We start from the raw sequence: 19,215 nt of genomic DNA, 5'->3' as shown, positions 1-19,215 counted from the left end.
TACTATGTCTGATTTAAATCAAGATGCTATTCAGCAAGACCGCATGTGGATGCAAAAAGCGATTGCACTTGCCAAATTGGGGCAGTATTCCACGCGACCGAATCCAAATGTTGGATGTGTCATCGTTAAAGATGGGCAATTGGTCGGTGAGGGTTTTCATCCTAAAGCAGGACAAGCACATGCTGAGGTCTTTGCTTTGCAGGCTGCTGGTGAAAAAGCACAAGGTGCAACAGCTTATGTGACTTTGGAGCCTTGTGCCCATTATGGACGTACACCACCATGTGCCAAAGCTTTGGTCGAAGCCGGTATTGCAAAAGTCGTGATTGCTTGTGCTGATCCAAATCCATTGGTTGCAGGGAAAGGTGTTCAGATTTTAAAAGATGCAGGTGTTGTCGTAGCCGTTGGAATATGTGAATTAGAAGCCAAGCAACTGAATAAAGGCTTTTTAAAAGCCATGGCAACGGACATGCCTTATGTGCGTCTAAAAGTTGCATCGAGTTTAGACGGTCGCACCGCGATGGCTTCAGGTGAGTCAAAATGGATTACAGGTGCTGAAGCCCGTGAAGATGTACAACATTGGCGCGCAATTTCAGGTGCGGTGATTACTGGAATTAATACGGTATTGGCCGATGATTGCCAGCTCAATGTACGTCAGTTACCAGATGTGGATATTACGACGATTGTTCAACCGAAGCGAGTGGTTTTAGATCGGCAAGGGCGGTTACCTTTAAATGCGAAAATTTTAGAAGTTCCAGAAACTGTGATGGTGATGGGGCCATTTCGTCCAGAACTTGCTGGCTTAGGCGTGGTACAATTAGAGGTTCAGTCTTTAAGCGATCTGTTAAGAACCTTAAAAGATTTTCATATTTATGATGTATTGATTGAAGCAGGTGCAACACTGGCTACCGCATTTTTGCAGGAACAATTGGTTGATGAAATGATCAGTTATGTCGCTCCGACATTTTTAGGCCAATCAGCACAAACTATGTTCAATGCTAAATTTAACACTATGGCAGAACAACTTCGTTTTAAGCTTGCAGATGTAACCCAAATGGGAAATGACCTTCGCTTAAGCTTAATCCCTTTGCAAGAGACAGTATGAATCCAGAGTCTTCGGTTTATCACAAACGTCGTCATGCTGCGCGTACGACGGATGAGTATCTTTTTAACCAACTTGTCCCCTATTTAGGGAATAAGCGCCGATTATTGCATTTAATTTTAGAAGCACTTGAGATTACAGGGACTTTAAATACAGGCAGTAAACGTGCTCCAATTTTTGCAGATTTTTTTGCAGGAAGTGGGGTGGTTTCGCGTTTAGCTCGTCAAAATGGTTATCGTGTCATTGCCAATGATTGGGAACCGTATAGCCATGCTTTAAATCATGCAATTTTGGCCTGTACAGAAGCACCGGCATTTAAAGAGTTGGGTGGCTACCAAAAAGCAATAGATTATCTGAATCGTTTACCTGAGGTAAAAGGTTGGGTAACGCATAATTTGTGCCCGCGTAATGATGAAATTTATGATCCAAGTCGTGATCGTCTGTTTTTCAAACGTCGGAATGGGATGCGTATTGATGCCATCCGTCAGCAAATTGCAACGTGGCAGGCACAGGGCGCAATTGATGATGTCGAAATGAGTGCCTTGCTGGCACCTTTACTGTATTCGGCGAGTTTTGTGAGTAACACCAGCGGTGTATTTAAAAGTTTCCACCATGGTTGGGGCGGTAAAACCCAGACAGCTTTAGAGCGGATTGAATCATTATTATGGTTATCACCTAGTCGTTTTTCTCCAGTGGGGGACACGAAACAAAAAAATCCAATGGCAGAAATGTGGTGTGTAGATGCACAACATTTGGCCAACCAAATGAGTGGCTTTGAGGTGGATGTCGCTTATTTAGATCCACCGTATAATCAGCATGCTTATAGCAGTAATTATCATGTGTTAAATTCATTGACCCTGTGGGATCAAACTGATTTACCGACACCGGATACCAAAGGCTTTAAAGGTGGAATAGATCGCGCTTGGCGTAAAGAACGTCCAAGCTCTTATAATTCGTCTAAATATGCGCAAGAAGCTTATGAAAAATTATTGTCGACGATTAATGCACGTTATATTCTGACCAGTTACTCGACTGATGGTAATATTGCAGCCAAAGATTTGCTCAAGGCCAATCTAGAGCGTGGCAAAGTGACGTTATTGACCCAAGACGTGCCACGTTATCGCGTCAGTAAGCAACGCCAGTCTGAGCGTGCGCGTGTATTAGAGTTTATTGTGATTACTGATACACATGCGAAATCAGGACCACCCTTAAGACAATTATTAGGACAGCTTTATCATTTTGCAGAATTGGGTGGGGTCGATACGTCGGGTGCCAGCACACAATTGGCATTGTGGTAAAACAATACGAGATCTAGCTTATGTTCACAGGCATTATTGAAAGTTTAGGTAAAGTTGAAAGCTTACAAAGTGTAGGCGGAGATGTACGTTTACGTATTCATACCAATTTAGATATGTCTGATGTCCACTTGGGTGATTCTATTGCCACCAATGGTATTTGTTTAACTGTGATTGATTGGGGCGAGAACTGGTATGCTGCCGATGTTTCACGAGAAAGTTTAAATCGCTCAACCTTAGCGAATTGGAAAGTTGGACAAGCGGTTAATGTCGAAAAAGCGATGTTGCCAACCACACGTTTTGGTGGGCATATTGTCAGTGGTCATGTCGATGCGGTTGGTGAAATCACCGTAGCACGTTCCGACGCACGTTCTTTGTATTTTGAAGTAACTGCACCAGTTGAAATTGCGAAATATTTAGCAGAAAAAGGTTCAGTAACTGTCGATGGCATTAGCTTAACCATCAATTATTTACGTGGAAATATTCTTAGTTTAAACCTTATTCCACATACGGCTGAACGAACCAATATTGGTACATGGAAGGTGGGTGCTCAAGTTAATTTGGAAGTGGATATACTTGCGCGTTATATTGAGCGTTTATTGTTGGGTGATAAAGCCGCTGAGCCTAAAGCAGAGTCAAAACTCAGTATGGCATTTTTGGCGGCCAATGGTTTTTTGAAGTAAAATAAAAAAATTAAAATAACCTTATTTTAAAAACTTTTTTCATAGTAATGTGTTTGTAATAACACACGATTTCAATGAAAAAAATGAACGAGAGAGCAAGGTATTGATTGATTTTTTATTACATCTTGAACAATTGCTACCAGTCTTACTTGAGAATTATGGTTTATGGATTTATGCCATTTTGTTTCTGATTATTTTTGCAGAGACAGGCTTTGTTTTTATGTTTTTTCTGCCTGGTGATAGCTTGCTCATTGCAATTGGGGCATTATGTTCAACCACGGAACTCATACATTTACACTATATGGGTGTATCGCTTTTCATTGCCTCAGTGTTAGGTTATTTGGTTAACTTTTACTCAGGTCGGATCTTGGGTTTAAAGTATTTTAATGAACATTCACGCTGGTTTAAGCCCGAATATGTTACCAAAACTAATGCTTATTTCGACCGGCATGGTGGAAAAACAATTTTAATTGCCCGGTTTATTCCCTTTGTACGCTCTTTTGCGCCATTTGCTGCGGGTTCAGGTTATATGAATTTGATGAGCTTTATGGTGTATAACATATTGGGTGGATGGATTTGGATTAGTTTACTGCTAGGGATTGGCTATGGTGCCGGAAATTTATTTTCAGCATTATTGAATCAATTTTAAGGGCTTAAATGCTTGATCAGTGAGCCGAATAAACAAGCCCAATAGTGGGCTTTTTAAATGCTTGAATTATTTTGAATGAGGTCTGTTTAAAGCAAATTTTCTAAGGATTTGGTTGCGTCATTGAAAATAATCCTTGCGAGTAAAATGATTGGCTGCTCAGTAGAATCGAGCGCATCAGATTCAAGAACTGTGCAGACAATCCAGCCTTATTTTTCTATTGAAAATGTTGAATGCTTTAAAATATAAGCAATTTCTTCCTGAGCTGCACTTTGTAGTTTCTCTCGAAAAAATTGCACTGTTTGCTCAATTAAAGTTTCTGCTTCTAATTCTAAGCGTAGACGTACACTCTCAAGTTCAGACATCATGTCTGCATCTTTAATTCGGAATTGACCCTGTGCATAATCAATCGCAGGGAAGTCAGGGTTTTTATGATAACGACTACAATATTCAGCAATTTCAAAATCGATTTTTTGCCCTAAAGCAATGAGAGCTAGGCGTTGTATTTCAAACTGCTTAATTTCATCTTGCTGTAATTCTAGGTTGTACGCAGCTTGTCGTGCGCGCTTTTCTGCAAGCGAATTTTCAAGTGCGAGTTGTTTACGAACTCGAGCCTCTTCAATCAATTGCGCTTTTAAATCGGCATAGGCCTGTTCAACCTGTAATTGGGAAACTTGCATGGCACGCAGATCATTATCGAGCCATTGCTGAAGATCAGATTCAGAGGTGAAAAGGTCACAGATGCGATGGAGGTCATCAAAAAAAGATTGGCGCACAGCTTCAGGCGCATCTAACCAACGCTTTTTAAAATCTTGACCGACATTTAATGCCACCACGCATCTCCTTTTAAACGTATATTTTTAACAATACATTAATGTTCTGAAAATTATAGTTTGAATGTTTGGGGCGTTATCCCCAATCGGCGATAGGTTTTGAACTTCTCACGACCAATTTGTTTTGCATTTTCATCATTTTCAATGATTTCAATAATGTGACTAAATTGGGGCAATTGTTCAAGTGCCTGATTGTTAAAATTAAACACAATCCATTCATTTGATGTTGGCAAATCCGCCGAAATGCAGATTGGAGCATGTATTTGCTCAATACCATGTGCCAAAAAACTACTCGGATCAAAGCACCATAAGTACTCATCGAGCTGTTGCTGCAATTCTAGATCTGGACAATATAACCAAATTTTTTCAGATTTACGCAAAATTTTACGGCATAAACGACAAGCGCTATCGACTTGTCGTTCAGGACTTTTTTCAAAAAGATAAAAGCTAACTTTAGCCATTGTTTTTCGCACGATTCGCAAGGAATTGCATTAATAATGGTACAGGACGACCTGTCGCGCCTTTATTTGCACCAGAATTCCATGCAGTACCGGCAATATCTAAATGTGCCCAGCGATAGTCACGAGTAAAGCGTTGTAAGAAACACGCCGCGGTTACAGCACCTGCTTTAGGGCCACCGATATTGGCAATATCTGCAATTGGTGAGTCGAGTTGTTCTTGATAATCATCAAGTACGGGCATACGCCAGACACGGTCAAAAGCGGTTTGCCCAGCTTGTGTTAATTCAGCAGCAAGTTCATCATCAGGGGTAAATAAACCAGAAACCACAGAACCCAAAGCAACCACGCAAGCGCCGGTTAACGTCGCAATATCAATGACAAGAGCAGGATTAAAACGTTTGATATAGGTTAATGTATCACACAGTACCAAGCGACCTTCGGCATCCGTATTTAAAATTTCTACGGTTTGACCGCTCATGGTGGTAACAATATCACCCGGACGTGTTGCTTTTCCTGAAGGCATATTTTCTGCAGCAGCAATTGCAGCAACCACATGAATAGGTAATTGTGCTTCACAGAGGGCACGCATGGTTCCAAGTACCGATGCTGCACCACACATATCAAATTTCATTTCATCCATACCTAGTCCAGGTTTGAGTGAAATACCGCCAGTATCAAACGTTACGCCTTTACCGACAAGGACAATCGGTGCTTGGTCTGTATGGGCTTTATATTCAAGCGTGATGACACGGCCTGGACGATTTGAACCTTTACTGACAGCTAAAAAGGAATTCATTCCTAAGTCAGCCATTTGCTGTTCATTGATCACGGTTACTTTTAACAAATCGGGATATTGAGTTGCCAGCGCAACAGCTTGTTCTGCAAGATATTCAGGGAAACAAATATTTCCCGGACGATTGCCTAAGTCACGTGCAAAATTTTGACCATGTGCTACTGCTTCAAGCAAACGTAATTGTTCTGTAGTGAGGGTAGATTGCGTTGCGATTAGCTCAATTTGTGCTAAAGCAAAGGTATTTTTTTTCGATTTATATTCATCAAAGGCATAGGCAGCCTGAGTCAGGCTTAAAGCAAATAAATAATGCAATTCAACTGGAAGCGCTGAGATATCAATACTGATCTGTTTGAATTTTTTTTGTGACGCTTTGATAATGGTTTGTGCGATTTTTGCTAATTTAGCGGGCTTAAATTCAGCAGCTTGATCTAAACCAATTAAACTACTATTGGCATGTCCAGCAATTTTTCCGATCAGCGGTAAAACTTCATTCAGGCTAGCTTTAAATAGGGTTGCACTGATGAGATCATCTAAATCATTGATTTTATATGTTGATTGAGATTGTTTTAAGTTGTCAGCATCGACCAAAATGAATAAAGCTTGGCTAGCAGTATCGGCTAAGAGTGAGGTGTTTAGTGTAAGTTTCATAGCGTGTATGTGTGCCTTTTAAGACGATTCAAATCATTAAACCATTGAACCACTAGCAATGATAGAATTTCAATGTGGTTTTATATTTTTAATATTCGAGTAAACTACTCTTGTTCATTTAACCCAATTCTGGAAGCTTACTTTGATTATAAGACGTTACCTTGTTAAACAAGTGGTGTCGACCTCTTTGGTTGTGGTTACGCTGCTCACACTGATCATGATGGGTGGGCGTTTGATCAAATATTTTGGGGTCGCTGCGCAAGGTCGCTTAGATGTCAGTATTTTGTTTAGCATCATTGGCTATCGATTACCTGAATTTTTAACCCTGATTCTTCCATTGGGTTTTTTTATTGGATTAATGCTAGTTTTTGGTCGTCTCTATGTCGATCATGAAATGGCAATTTTTAATAGTAGTGGTATCAGTAAACATCGACTCGCACGCTTACTTGTGCCTGTAACGATTGTTTATTTAATTATACAAATTGCATTGATGGTGTGGATTTCACCTTGGGGATTACGTCAATTTTATCAATTGACTTCAACTCAAGCGATTCGTACGGGCTTTGATTTAGTACGTCCAAAAGAGTTTATTTCATCGGGTGCTTATACTATTTACGCAGGATCTTTGTCTGAAGATCGTAAAAATTTAAAAGACGTCTTTTTTTATCAGCGTGCTGACAAAGCAGATAAACCAGATGTGATGATTTTAGCCAAAGAAGCTACACGTGTTGAAATTGCCAATGATACAGCCAGTGTAGTCGATCTGGTGCAAGGTCATCGCTATGAGGTTTTTCCAGGTACAGCAAAATACACCCAAATCGAATTTCAATCATATCGTCTACGTTTAGAAAGTGATAAAGAAGCCAAATTTGAAAGTACTGAAGTAGAAGCCTTACCATTTTCAAAATTGTGGGAAACACGTGAAGACCCCGTGATTGTCAGTGAGTTAGGTTGGCGTATTTTTGTACCATTCACTATTTTTGTGGCTTTGGCACTCGCGGTTGCACTCTCTGAAGTCACCCCTCGTCAGGGACGTTATTTAAAACTATTTCCAGCCTTGATGATTTTTGCCAGTTTAATTGTTGCTTTAATGGCGATTAAAACCCGTGTCAGCAAAGGTGAGATGGGAATTGGGGCTTATCCTGCGGTATTGATTTTTTATATGATGGCCGCGGCTATTTTTTCTAGAAAACAAAAATTAGCACCGAAAATTAAGAACCAAATTAAGCGGGTGAGATCATAATGTTAGCACGTAAAATTTTAGCCAAACATGTGACCAAAACCACTGCACTTGCTATGTTGGGTGCGATGTTAATTTTGGCGGTATTACAGGTTTTATTTACGTATTTAGGTGAATTAGGCGCATTAAAACCAGGTTATGGGGCATGGCAAGCTTTTCAATTTGTTATGTTTGGAGCACCGTATTATTTAAATCTGATTTTGCCTATTGCTGCTCTCATTGGGGCAGTATTGGGTTTAGGTGCTTTAGCTTCAAATAGTGAATTGATTGTGATGCGTGCAGCAGGCGTTAGTTTATGGCGTATTGTGGGTTGGGTGATGCGACCAGCTTTACTCTTGGTGGTCTTTTCTTTTGCTTTAACAGAATGGGTGATTCCCTATACCACTGAACAGGCAAAGAGCGTGAAAAGCAATCATAGTGTTGCAGCCTTGGGCGAAGTGAAAGGCTATTGGACACGTGAAGGTCAGCGTTTTATTTATATTGATTATGCCAATTCACAAGGCAATTTAAAGCAAGTTCAAGTCATCGATTTTGATCCAGAATATCGCCTTAAATCATTACTCAATGCTGAACAAGGTCAGTTTATTCAAGATGGGCAGTGGAAACTGACGAATGCCACGCAAATGAATATCCTTGCTCAAGGGAATGCTGATTTAGTCCAAAGCGCACAACAAAATTTAGCTTTAGCTTTAAAACCCAAATATGTCCATATGGTGACGATTGATCCTGAAGATTTAGCACCAAGTCAATTGGTGAGTTTTATGCGCTATATGAATGAATATAGCCAAGTGCCAAAAACCTATCAATTGGTCTTTTGGCAAAAAGTAGGTTCGCCATTTGCGTTATTGGTTTTAGTTTTGGTGGCTTGTTCATTTGTTTTTGGGCCATTACGGCAACAATCCATGGGCTTTCGTTTAGTGATCGCTTTATTTGTTGGTTTGGGTTTTTACTATTTGCAGGACTTCCTCGGCTATGCAAGTTTAGTGTATTCACCTTCACCAGCATGGTTTGTTTTTGTCCCGATAGGACTGATGTTGATTGTGGGTAGTTATTTGCTACATCGAGCCAAATAAATCACATCTAAAGTTGGAATGGGCTGGGTGGCTTTAAACAATCCAGTTTGAATAGAGTCTTACCTCAAAAAGCGGTAAGATATTGCGATAAATTTGTAGATAAAAAGAGTGTAATTATGACGGATGCAACTGCTGGCAAAATCCCTCACGTATTGGTGATTATGGATGGTGTGGGTCATCGTGAAGCGGTCAAGGACAATGCATTTCTTGCTGCAAAAACGCCGAACTTAACGGCAATGCAACTCAAGCATCCGCATAGTTTGATTTCAGGTTCAGGCGAAGATGTTGGTTTACCTGATGGTCAAATGGGCAATTCAGAAGTAGGGCACATGAATCTTGGTGCAGGTCGTGTGCTATATCAAGACTTTACTCGAATTACCAAAGATATTCGCACAGGTGCTTTCTTCGAACATCAAGTCCTGATTGATGCGGTAGAAAAAGCCAAAGCAGCCAATGCTGTGGTGCATATTATGGGTTTGTTATCTGAAGGTGGGGTACATTCTCATCAAGATCATATCATTGCTATGTGTGAGCTGGCATTGAAACGTGGGGCAACGGTTTATTTACATGCATTCCTTGATGGTCGTGATACGCCACCACGCAGCGCACAACCCTCTTTAGAAAAATTAGATGCAGTATTTGCCAAATATCCAAATCAAGGGCGCATTGCCACGATGATTGGCCGTTATTTTGCGATGGATCGTGATAACCGTTGGGATCGTGTTGAGCAAGCTTATCGTTTACTCACAGAGGGTGAGGCATTTCGTGTGGTTTCCTCTGCGGTTGAAGGCTTAGAACAAGCCTATGCTGCATCAGAAAATGATGAGTTTGTTAAAGCTACGCGCATTGGTGAAATTGCGAAAGTTCAAGATGGGGACAGTATTGTCTTTATGAATTTCCGTGCGGATCGTGCTCGTGAAATTACCAAAGCTTTTGTTGAAAAAGACTTTGCTGGGTTTGAACGTAAAGTGGTTCCAACCTTATCTACATTTGTCATGTTAACGCGCTATCAAGCATCAATTGATGCTGCTGTGGCGTATATGCCAGATGCCTTAAAAAATTCAATTGGGGAATATTTATCTAATCTAGGTAAGACCCAATTACGGATTGCTGAAACTGAAAAATATGCGCATGTCACCTTCTTCTTTAGTGGTGGACGTGAAGATGAGTATCCAGGTGAAAAACGTATTTTAATTCCATCACCGAATGTTGCGACCTATGATTTAAAACCAGAAATGAGTGCTTATGAAGTTACTGATGAGTTGGTCAAAGCAGTGAACTCACGTGAGTTCGACTTATTGGTGGTGAACTATGCCAATGGGGATATGGTTGGTCATACGGGCATATTTGATGCAGCTGTTAAAGCAGTAGAAGCTGTTGATGCCTGTTTGGGGCGTTTGTATGATGCAGTGATGGCAAATCATGGGCATATGTTAATTACAGCCGATCATGGTAATGTGGAACAAATGCAAGATTATGTCAGTGGGCAAGTCCATACACAGCATACAACTGAGCTAGTACCGTTTATCTATGTGGGCCCAACTTCAGCAACGATTGCTGAAGGTGGCGTATTGGCAGATGTTGCTCCGACCTTACTCAGTCTAATGCAGCTGCCTATTCCAGATGATATGCAAGGGCATAATCTGATTACCCTTAAAGCATAAATATGTTTCTCAAATAGGTGAATGAATGACTCAAGCTTGGAAATATATTGCTGTGTTAACAGGGGTGCTGACAAGTGGTAGTCATTCAGTCTGGGCTGTAGAAAAAGTTTCTGCAGCACTGGATTTTGATGAGGTTATGGAAGAACAGCGTATTGCTGAAGTGCCAATTGAGTCCATCCAACAGTTTGTACAAATTTATGGCACAGTTAAAGACAACTATGTTGAAGAAAAGTCGGATGACGTTCTATTTTTACAAGCGATTAAAGGCTTAGTTGGAGGCTTAGATCGTTATTCTCGTTATTTAACTCAAGAAGAATATAAGCAACTGTTACAATATACTGAAGGGGACTTAGCCACAGCTGACTTTGATGTGAGCTATGACAGCCATGCTCATCAATGGCAAATTAAAAATTTGCATGAAAACTCAGACTCTTTTCAACTTGGTTTAAACAATGGTTTTACAATTTTTAAAATTGACAATCAAGAACTTAAAAATTTAAATAAACAACAAGTAGATGATTTATTGCATGGTTCGATTGGTTCAAGCTTTCAATTACAACTTAATGCTAAAAGTCCAGTCATTACGATTGTCCGTAATAAAAAGTTAGATGTAGCAGATATCGAATCTGAGTTATTACATAATCAAGTTTTAGTTTTAAAGATTAAAGTTTTTCAACAGGATACAGCCAACGAAATTAAAAGATTATTGGAAGAATATAATTCAAATAAATTAAAAGCAGTTTTGATAGATTTAAGAAATAATCCAGGTGGCTTATTGTCTGCTGCAGTAGAAACTGCTGATTTATTTTTAAGCCAAGGTCTGATTGTTTCAACGCAAAGCCGCTCTGAAGGTGATCAGCAATTTCAAGCTTTACCAGGGGATGATTTTCCTCATGTAAAGTTAGGCATTCTCATTAATGGCCGTTCCGCCTCTGCCGCAGAGGTTTTTACCGCAGCATTGAAAGAGCATAAGCGTGCTTGGATTATCGGTGAAAAAAGCTATGGTAAAGGCGTAGTGCAAAAGCTTTTTCCTTTAGCCAATGGTGCGGCATTACAAATGACGGTATCGCATTACTATACACCCAATGGCTTGATGATTGATGGGCAAGGTATTCGCCCAAATCAGGAATATCCTTGGCCATTGGAGATGAAAGAAGAGACTTATCTCAATAATGTTACAGAGCTATTATTGAAACATAAAGAGTAGAGGTCTCGACTTTATATTTATCCCCAGATAATTTAATTTTATCTATAGGCTAGCTAGTCTTCGGTATCTAAGCCAAATTTTTTCAAACGATAACGTAAAGACCGAAAGGTCATGCCTAGTTTTTTAGCCGCTAGTGTTCTATTCCAATGGGTTTGATTCAGTGCTGTCAGCAGAACTTCTTTCTCGACGTTCTCTAAAAATTGCTCTAAACCTTCTTCAGGAATTTTTGCTGCATCTAGCGGTTGGGCTTGAGTGATTTGGATAAAATCCGATTTTTCATTGGACTCTTTCACTAGCGTTGTATAGCTAGATTGGGGTTGCAAATGTGAAGGCGCAATGAATTCTTCATCGCACAGTGTGATTGCCCGTTCAATGATATTTCGCAGCTCTCTGACATTCCCAGGAAAATAATTTTGGAGTAAAAGCGCCTGTGCTGCATTGTTCAGTTGCTTGGTTACAATGCCCCATTCGCGACAAATTTGTTCAATAAAATGATGGGCAAGGATGAGAATATCTTGCCCACGCTCACGTAATGGAGGCAGTGCAATATCCATGACATGAATACGGAAGAATAGATCCTGTCGAAACCGTCCATGTTGAACACGTTCTTCTATATTCTGATGACTGGCACTAATAATGCGAAAATCGACGTCGATTTCTTTTTCACTGCCAAGGGGACGAATTTTTTTCTCTTGTACAGCACGAAGTAACTTGGCTTGCATAGATAAAGACAGTTCTGCAATTTCGTCTAAAAATAAGCTTCCACCATCGGCAGCTAAAATAAGACCTTGCTTGTCTTGCGTTGCTCCTGAAAAACAACCTTTAACATGACCAAATAATTCACTTTCCATTAAGTCTTCAGAAATTGCCCCACAATTAATGGCAATAAAGGCTTGTTCACGTCGATTACTGAGTTGGTGGATTAAGTTGGCAACGACCTCTTTTCCTGTGCCTGACTCACCTGTGATGAACACAGGTGCTTGAGAGCGTGCAATTTTTTTAATCGACTCTCTGAGTTTTTGAATGGGTTGAGATTCACCAATCAGCATTTTAAATTCAAGCTGAGATGATACCGATTCTGAATCGATAAAAGGGACAAGCAATGCCTTGCCTAACAGTTGTTGTAAATGCTGTTGATTAATCGGTTTGCTGACAAAATCAAAAGCACCTGCTTTTAGTGAAGCAATCGCAATGTCCATATTACCATACGCTGTTAATACGGCGATGGGGGTTTTGGGATGGTTTTGAGTAACGTGCCTAACTAAATCGAGTCCACTGCCATCAGGAAGATTTAAGTCGGTAATACAGGCATTATATTTATACTCACTAAAAAAATATTTGGCTTGCTCTAAATGATGTGCCATATGCGTTTTTATACCCATACGGGCTAAACTCATTTGCATAAGCATGCATAAATCTTGTTCATCATCAACAAGTAATACTAATGGTTGCTGTGTAGCCATAACCCCAAAAAACCTAAATGATTAAACGATGAGTGGGCACTCAATCCTGAAGCATGCCCCTTGTTGTTTTTGCTCTACATAGATCAATTTGGCTTGATTCGCCTCACAAATACTATGTGATAGGTATAATCCTAAACCAGTTCCGCTGGTTTCGGTACTAAAAAAAGGTTGAAAAAGTTGTGATAAGTCTTGTTTGCTGATGCCATTGCCAAAGTCGATCACATCAATATTGATATTGTGCTCAGTTTTAAAAATATGAATTTGAATAAATGCCGCATTGATGGCGTTATGTCTGAGTGCATTGCGAACTAAATTAATAAAAACTTGCCTCAATTGAGAGGCATCGAAATATATATTGAAGTTCTCTGCAAAATTAAATTGAATCTTAGATTTTACATCGGATAAGTCATGTTGAATCAGATCATCAATGAATGGTTTTAAAGCAATCTGGGTTGCCAAGGTTTTTTTATTTTTGGCCATGTCTAAAGTGTCTTGAATAATTCGATCAATTCGCTGAGCTTGCTTGCTGATCATATGATTGAGTAGTTCTTTTTGATCAGTATCACTGCCTATTGTTAGTTCATTCGCTTGAACAATAGCGGCAAGTGGGTTTCGAATTTCATGCGCAATACTGGCTGAAAGTTGTCCTAAGGCAGCTAGTTTGAGTTGTTGTACTTTCTGATTGAGTTTTTGAGCATCTTCTAAGACCAATAACGTGAGTGCCTGTTGTGGAACGATTAATTTTTGCACTCTTATGTCAACAGAATAGGTCGATTGTTGTGATTCAAATTGGAAACGTTCACCATCTCTGAGCGTAGCAGATTGAATGCTTTTAAATAAATCGGGTTGGAAGGTGGCCAGATGATATTGTTCATGTGCATATAGGGGGGAAATTCCGAGTAAAGCACACGCTGCTGGATTACTCACAATGATTTTAAAATTTTCATCTACAACCAAATACCCCACTTCAATTTGTTCTAAAATATAGCGATTAATATTTTGTAATTTGAATAATTCAAGTGATTGTAAGGTGTTGAGGGACTCTAAGACCTGAAAACGGCGAATTGCAACTTGTCCAATGCCATAAACGACAAAAAATAAAAACGCCAATAAAGCACTGTTCCCAATATTATTTAAATTGGAATAATCAAAAAAACTACCAAAAAATTGTTGATAAACAATAGAGATAACAGAGGCGAGTGTAATTAATAAGGCTTTATTCTTCGTGAGAAGGAAGTTGGCTGCAAAAACCGTAATGACAAAAAGTAAGCTAATGGAAAGATTTGGGCCTCCCAAAGCAAAGGTCAAAGTACTTAAAAATGCGACATCCACCAAGAAAATCGCAATAAATTGTGGGGAGATGGCATGTGGGTAAAATTTGAGTGCGAGCATTTGCCCAATGCCAAATAGGGCAAAAGTGATTAAGGCATAAAAATAAAGACTCGGGTACTCATAATATGAAGTCTGATTTTCTAAAGTAATGAGAAAAATCAGGATTAAACTTAAGGCAATGGTTAAACGATAGCCTGAGTATAGGGTACCTAAACGGTAAATCGTTTGATAGATTGGAATAGATACCACAGGCGACATATAGGCACTCTTGAAAATTAAGCAGTGATCTAGGGTTTAATCAGACCATAACGAATGGCCAAGTGAGTCAATTTCACATCACTATCTAGATTGAGTTTTTCAAAAATACGATAACGATAAGTATTCACAGTTTTGACACTGACAAAGAGCTTATCGGAAATTTCTTGGGCACTAATACAATTCACAACCATCATCGCAACTTGCATTTCACGTTCAGACAGCGCATCAAAAGGAGAGAGTTGAGTATCTGATAAATACGAGCTGGCGAGTTGTTCAGCAATGTCTGCACTGAAATATTTGCCACCTTGCATGACTTTTTTAATGGCGCGAACCATTTCAGAGATTGGCGCACCTTTGGTGATATAACCACGTGCCCCAGCTTTTAAAAGTAAGGAAGGATAAGGTTCTTCTGCTAAACCACTGACGGCTAACACCTTAGTTTCAGGTGCTGTTTGTAATAGGCGACGCGTTGTTTCAACACCGCCAATACCCGGCATATTGACATCTAATAGCACGATGTTGGGGTGATGTTGTCTAACCAAGGTAATGGCTTCTTCGCCAGATTCGGCTTGTCCGATAACGTGTACGTCAATTTGGTCTTCTAACATTCTACAGATGCCAGTACGTACTAACTCATGGTCATCTACCACTAGAACCGTGATCACATTAGCCTCCTTAGATATTTTAATAAGCAACTTTTTTGTTACATAAAGCAAAAATTACTTGCAATGTTATAACGAAATTAGCAATGCTATCTCTAATGTTCACTAAATAATTGTGCACAATAGCGTGATTTGATATGTGTTGTAATATTAATCACGTTTAGGTGTAAATGTAAGTCATATTTGAGGTAATAAGCAAGATGGCTAGAAACCTCCCTGAGATGAGAGAGTTACCATGAAAAAGTCCAAAAAAATGTTGATGCAGGGATTGAGCTTATCTGTGCTGCTCGGTTTGAGCTCAACAAGTTTTGCAGATCTCGTGATGAATTCTTCAGGGAATCCTGGCCAAGCGGCGATGAGTTGGTCATCATCGGACGCCAGTCAATTATTAAATAATGATTCACTTGATGACGATGCGGATGAAATATCGCCTCAAGGCTCAACAACATTGACCACAACGATTCGTCAGGCTAATAATACGCCTGTTACGACAACAGCTAAACCTGTTCAACTTGTGGATACCTCTCGGTATGGCAGCCAACCCTCTGTCAATGCGCGTGCTGCTTTAGTCATGGATGCACAAACGGGTGAAGTGCTGTATAGCAAAAACACCAATTTGGCATTACCCATTGCATCGATTACCAAGCTCATGACTGCCGTAATCACTGCAGATGCACGTTTGAATATGTCAGAAGACATTACCTTACAGCAAATTGATTTTGCAGGTGCTGGCGGTAAAAACTCCAGTTCAACATTAAAAGCGGGCGATACGATGAATCGTGCTGAAATGTTACTGGTGGCTTTAATGAAGTCTGAGAACCCAGCAGCAGCGGCTCTGGCACGAACTTATCCGGGTGGACGATCTGCTTTTGTAGCGGCGATGAATGCGAAAGCACGTCAATTGGGGATGAATACAACCCATTATGTTGAGTCCACAGGTTTGGATCCACACAATATTTCTTCTGCACGTGATTTAGGGATTTTGGTTAGTAGTGCATCCCAATATGGTTTGATTCGTCAATTTTCAACCACCGCACATTATGATTTTAATTTAGGTTATCGCGTATTAAAATCAAACAATACCAATGCTTTAGTACGTAATGGCGGCTGGAATATTAATATTTCTAAAACGGGTTATATTAATGAAGCAGGACGTTGTGTAGTGATGCATACCACTGTGAATAATCGTCCAGCAGTTGTGGTTTTGCTAGGAGCAAGTACTTCTCAAGCACGTACCAATGATGCAACCAATTTATTGAATTGGGTCAGTAATTTGCCAAAACGTATTTAATTGCATTCATTGCAAAATAAAAAAACCTGCATCATGCAGGTTTTTTTATTTTGATGAGATCTTACATATTAGAAAGAATAGATTCTTTCACTTGACTCATTGTGGCATCAATTGACAACATAACGGCATCAGCACATTGCTTAATTGCTGTGTCAGGGTCTTTCAAGCCATTACCCGTTACAGTACATACAATCACTGAACCTTCAGCAATTTTACCTGCTTTAATGTCACGAATTGCACCACCAATAGACGCGGCAGAAGCAGGTTCAACAAAGACACCTTCGTACATCGACAGTAAGCGTTGTGCTTCTAAAATTTCAGCATCGGTTAATTCATCAAACCAACCATTTGAATCACGTACTACGGCTTTCGCATGATTAAAACTTTGTGGATTACCAATACGGATGGCTGTTGCAACAGTTTCAGGATGTTCTACTGGGCCACCACGTAGGAAGGGTGCAGCACCAGAGGCTTGATAACCGACCATAATTGGACGGCCTTCAGGGTTTGGACCTGTAAATTTGTCAGTTGCAGCGTCATAAACCACTTGTTCAAATTCTTCAACTGGTTGGTTGGCAACTGCTTCGGTATAACCCATCCAATGTGCAGTGATATTACCTGCATTACCTACAGGTAAGCAGTGGTAGTCAGGCGCACGACCCAAAGCTTCTACGATTTCATAAGCAATAGTTTTTTGACCTTGCAAACGATATGGATTGATTGAGTTTACAATCGTAACAGGTGCTTGATCAGCGACTTCTTTAACCAAACGCATACCGTCATCGAAGTTACCACGAATTTGCATGGTAATTGCGCCGTACATCATTGCTTGTGCCATTTTACCCATGGCAATTTTGCCTTCTGGGATTAACACAAATGCTTTGATTCCTGCACGTGCAGCATAAGCCGCAGCGGCTGCAGAGGTATTTCCTGTTGAAGCGCAGATAATCGCTTTAGAACCATCTTCAACAGCTTTGGTTACAGCCATGGTCATGCCACGGTCTTTAAATGAACCAGTCGGGTTTAAGCCCTCATACTTCACATAAATTTCAACATTTTTACCAATAATACCTGGAATATTATCTAACTTAATGAGCGGCGTATTACCTTCATTTAAGGAGATAGCACGTGTAGTTTTAGATACTGGTAAGCGGTCACGATAGCGATCAACAAGTCCTGTATAGCGATTTGCAGTAGACATGGTGGTGTTCCAATTATAAGTAGAGCTGGTGAGGGTTAAAGCCCTCAACCTGATTAGTTATCAAGCAATTCTAAACGAATTCTTACGATTTCGCCATGAATAGCCGGTAGGGCTTGAATTTGAGCAATGGCCTCATTCATTTTTGATTCCACGATTGGATCGGTCAATATCACAATCGGAATTAAATCTTTTAAGCGAGGTTGCTGCATAATGGCATCAATACTAATACCGACACGGCTTAGAATCGTAGTGACATCAGCAAGTACGCCGGTTTGGTCTTCTGCATTTAAACGTAAGTAGTAGCCTGTGGTCATTTCATCACTGCTTAAAATATTTAAGTCAGATAATGCTTCAAACGCGAGTTGTGGAATGGTGCCTGAACCATCTTCGGTATAAATGATGTCACGGACAATATCGACCACATCTGCAACCACAGCAGAAGCAGTTGGACCTGCACCTGCACCTGCACCGTAATATAAGGTCGGACCGACTGCATTGGCTTGGACTAAGACGGCATTTTTCACGCCGTTAACATTGGCAATCAGTTCTTCTTCAGGAATTAGGGTAGGGTGGACACGTAGTTCAATGCCTTGAGCCGTACGGCGTGCAATACCCAAATGTTTAATGCGATAGCCCAGTTCTTCAGCATATTTCACATCTTGTGCGGTGATCTTGGTAATGCCTTCGGTATAGACTTTATCAAGCTGTAATGGAATACCAAATGCACATGAAGCAAGAATCGTTAGTTTATGTGCAGCATCAATTCCTTCAACATCAAACGTAGGATCAGCTTCGGCATAGCCTAGTTCCTGCGCTTCTTGTAGTACATCGGCAAAGGCACGACCTTTTTCACTCATCTCAGTCAAAATGAAGTTGCCAGTACCATTAATAATTCCTGCCAGCCAATCAATTTTATTGGCAGCCAAACCTTCACGAATCACTTTAATAATGGGTATGCCACCTGCTACCGCAGCTTCATATGCGATTTGCACGTGGTGATCATCTGCTGCTTTAAACAACTCATTGCCATGCTCAGCAAGTAAGGCTTTATTTGCAGTGACCACTTGTTTGCCGTGCTTAATCGCTTCCATGATGACCTCGTATGCAGGATGAATGCCACCCATTACTTCAACCACAACATCAACATCGGGTTGGCGTACGATTTCAAGCAAATCTGCACTTTGTTTTACGCTTGCAGGTAAATTTAAATCAGGACGTGGGCGACGTGTGCCCACATGGGTAATTTCAATTTCACGACCGGTGCGACGTCTAATTTCAGCAGCATTTTCTTGTAATAGTTTAAGGGCTCCACCGCCTACGGTCCCAAGACCGAGTATTGCCAGACGAACTGGTTTCACGTCACACT

The 19,215-nt window shown here is 40.3% G+C and carries 17 protein-coding genes; 9 read left to right on the top strand and 8 right to left on the bottom strand.

The window, feature by feature from the left end; translation table 11 throughout:
* Positions 1 to 4: 4 nt before the first annotated feature.
* From ribD to B9T28_RS01020, 4 genes are all read left to right on the top strand, one after another.
* Positions 5 to 1,102, top strand: coding sequence for a bifunctional diaminohydroxyphosphoribosylaminopyrimidine deaminase/5-amino-6-(5-phosphoribosylamino)uracil reductase RibD (ribD, locus tag B9T28_RS01035; protein ID WP_086202110.1), 1,098 nt, complete (start codon positions 5 to 7; stop codon positions 1,100 to 1,102).
* Complete coding sequence (locus tag B9T28_RS01030; protein WP_086202109.1) at positions 1,099 to 2,397, top strand: DNA adenine methylase; 1,299 nt, start codon at positions 1,099 to 1,101, stop codon at positions 2,395 to 2,397. Before ribD ends, B9T28_RS01030 begins: the two co-directional genes overlap by 4 nt.
* 20 nt (positions 2,398 to 2,417) lie before the next feature.
* Positions 2,418 to 3,077, top strand: coding sequence for a riboflavin synthase (locus B9T28_RS01025; protein ID WP_086202108.1), 660 nt, complete (start codon positions 2,418 to 2,420; stop codon positions 3,075 to 3,077).
* 103 nt (positions 3,078 to 3,180) lie between these two features.
* Positions 3,181 to 3,726 carry a VTT domain-containing protein gene (locus tag B9T28_RS01020; RefSeq protein WP_086202107.1) on the top strand — a complete coding sequence of 182 codons (546 nt, stop codon included), beginning with the start codon at positions 3,181 to 3,183 and terminating at the stop codon, positions 3,724 to 3,726.
* A 206-nt stretch (positions 3,727 to 3,932) separates the two neighbouring features.
* Here B9T28_RS01020 and blhA read toward each other — a convergent pair whose 3' ends face one another.
* The 3 genes from blhA to B9T28_RS01005 are packed head-to-tail and all read right to left on the bottom strand — an operon-like array spanning position 3,933 to position 6,458.
* A complete protein-coding gene (gene blhA / locus B9T28_RS01015; RefSeq protein ID WP_086202106.1) occupies positions 3,933 to 4,556 on the bottom strand; it encodes a cell division protein BlhA in 624 nt (207 codons plus the stop codon).
* 53 nt (positions 4,557 to 4,609) lie between these two features.
* A complete protein-coding gene (locus tag B9T28_RS01010; protein WP_086202105.1) occupies positions 4,610 to 5,017 on the bottom strand; it encodes a DNA polymerase III subunit chi in 408 nt (135 codons plus the stop codon).
* Positions 5,010 to 6,458 (bottom strand): leucyl aminopeptidase, encoded by a 1,449-nt coding sequence (locus tag B9T28_RS01005; protein WP_086202104.1) that lies wholly within the window; start codon positions 6,456 to 6,458, stop codon positions 5,010 to 5,012. The genes B9T28_RS01010 and B9T28_RS01005 overlap by 8 nt, the downstream gene beginning before the upstream one ends.
* A 142-nt stretch (positions 6,459 to 6,600) precedes the next feature.
* Between B9T28_RS01005 and lptF the strand changes: the two genes are divergently transcribed.
* The 4 genes from lptF to B9T28_RS00985 all read left to right on the top strand — a co-directional run bounded on the left by lptF (position 6,601) and on the right by B9T28_RS00985 (position 11,642).
* Positions 6,601 to 7,701 carry an LPS export ABC transporter permease LptF gene (gene lptF / locus B9T28_RS01000; protein WP_086202103.1) on the top strand — a complete coding sequence of 367 codons (1,101 nt, stop codon included), beginning with the start codon at positions 6,601 to 6,603 and terminating at the stop codon, positions 7,699 to 7,701.
* A complete protein-coding gene (gene lptG, locus B9T28_RS00995; protein WP_086202102.1) occupies positions 7,701 to 8,771 on the top strand; it encodes an LPS export ABC transporter permease LptG in 1,071 nt (356 codons plus the stop codon). The genes lptF and lptG overlap by 1 nt, the downstream gene beginning before the upstream one ends.
* Before the next feature lie 116 nt (positions 8,772 to 8,887).
* On the top strand, positions 8,888 to 10,435 hold the full coding sequence (gpmI, locus tag B9T28_RS00990) for a 2,3-bisphosphoglycerate-independent phosphoglycerate mutase (protein WP_086202101.1): 1,548 nt from the start codon (positions 8,888 to 8,890) through the stop codon (positions 10,433 to 10,435).
* 25 nt (positions 10,436 to 10,460) lie between these two features.
* Positions 10,461 to 11,642, top strand: coding sequence for a S41 family peptidase (locus tag B9T28_RS00985; protein ID WP_086202100.1), 1,182 nt, complete (start codon positions 10,461 to 10,463; stop codon positions 11,640 to 11,642).
* A 53-nt stretch (positions 11,643 to 11,695) separates the two neighbouring features.
* Here the strand turns inward: B9T28_RS00985 and B9T28_RS00980 are convergent, their stop codons facing one another.
* The 3 genes from B9T28_RS00980 to gacA are packed head-to-tail and all read right to left on the bottom strand — an operon-like array spanning position 11,696 to position 15,360.
* Positions 11,696 to 13,105 (bottom strand): sigma-54-dependent transcriptional regulator, encoded by a 1,410-nt coding sequence (locus B9T28_RS00980; protein ID WP_086202099.1) that lies wholly within the window; start codon positions 13,103 to 13,105, stop codon positions 11,696 to 11,698.
* A 21-nt stretch (positions 13,106 to 13,126) separates the two neighbouring features.
* A complete protein-coding gene (locus B9T28_RS00975) occupies positions 13,127 to 14,695 on the bottom strand; it encodes a sensor histidine kinase (RefSeq protein WP_086202098.1) in 1,569 nt (522 codons plus the stop codon).
* Positions 14,696 to 14,724: 29 nt separating this feature from the next.
* Positions 14,725 to 15,360 (bottom strand): response regulator transcription factor GacA, encoded by a 636-nt coding sequence (gene gacA, locus B9T28_RS00970; protein WP_086202097.1) that lies wholly within the window; start codon positions 15,358 to 15,360, stop codon positions 14,725 to 14,727.
* A gap of 232 nt (positions 15,361 to 15,592) precedes the next feature.
* Here gacA and pbpG point away from each other — a divergent pair, with 232 nt between their 5' ends.
* Complete coding sequence (gene pbpG, locus B9T28_RS00965; protein WP_086202096.1) at positions 15,593 to 16,648, top strand: D-alanyl-D-alanine endopeptidase PBP7/8; 1,056 nt, start codon at positions 15,593 to 15,595, stop codon at positions 16,646 to 16,648.
* A gap of 61 nt (positions 16,649 to 16,709) precedes the next feature.
* Here the strand turns inward: pbpG and thrC are convergent, their stop codons facing one another.
* Together thrC and B9T28_RS00955 are read right to left on the bottom strand one after the other, a co-directional pair.
* On the bottom strand, positions 16,710 to 17,849 hold the full coding sequence (gene thrC / locus B9T28_RS00960; protein ID WP_086202095.1) for a threonine synthase: 1,140 nt from the start codon (positions 17,847 to 17,849) through the stop codon (positions 16,710 to 16,712).
* A gap of 53 nt (positions 17,850 to 17,902) precedes the next feature.
* Positions 17,903 to 19,207, bottom strand: coding sequence for a homoserine dehydrogenase (locus B9T28_RS00955; protein WP_086202094.1), 1,305 nt, complete (start codon positions 19,205 to 19,207; stop codon positions 17,903 to 17,905).
* Positions 19,208 to 19,215: the final 8 nt, after the last annotated feature.

The sequence above is a fragment of the Acinetobacter silvestris genome (assembly GCF_002135235.1).
Taxonomy (GTDB): Bacteria; Pseudomonadota; Gammaproteobacteria; order Pseudomonadales; family Moraxellaceae; genus Acinetobacter; species Acinetobacter silvestris.
This window is presented reverse-complemented; position numbering and strand designations above follow the sequence as displayed.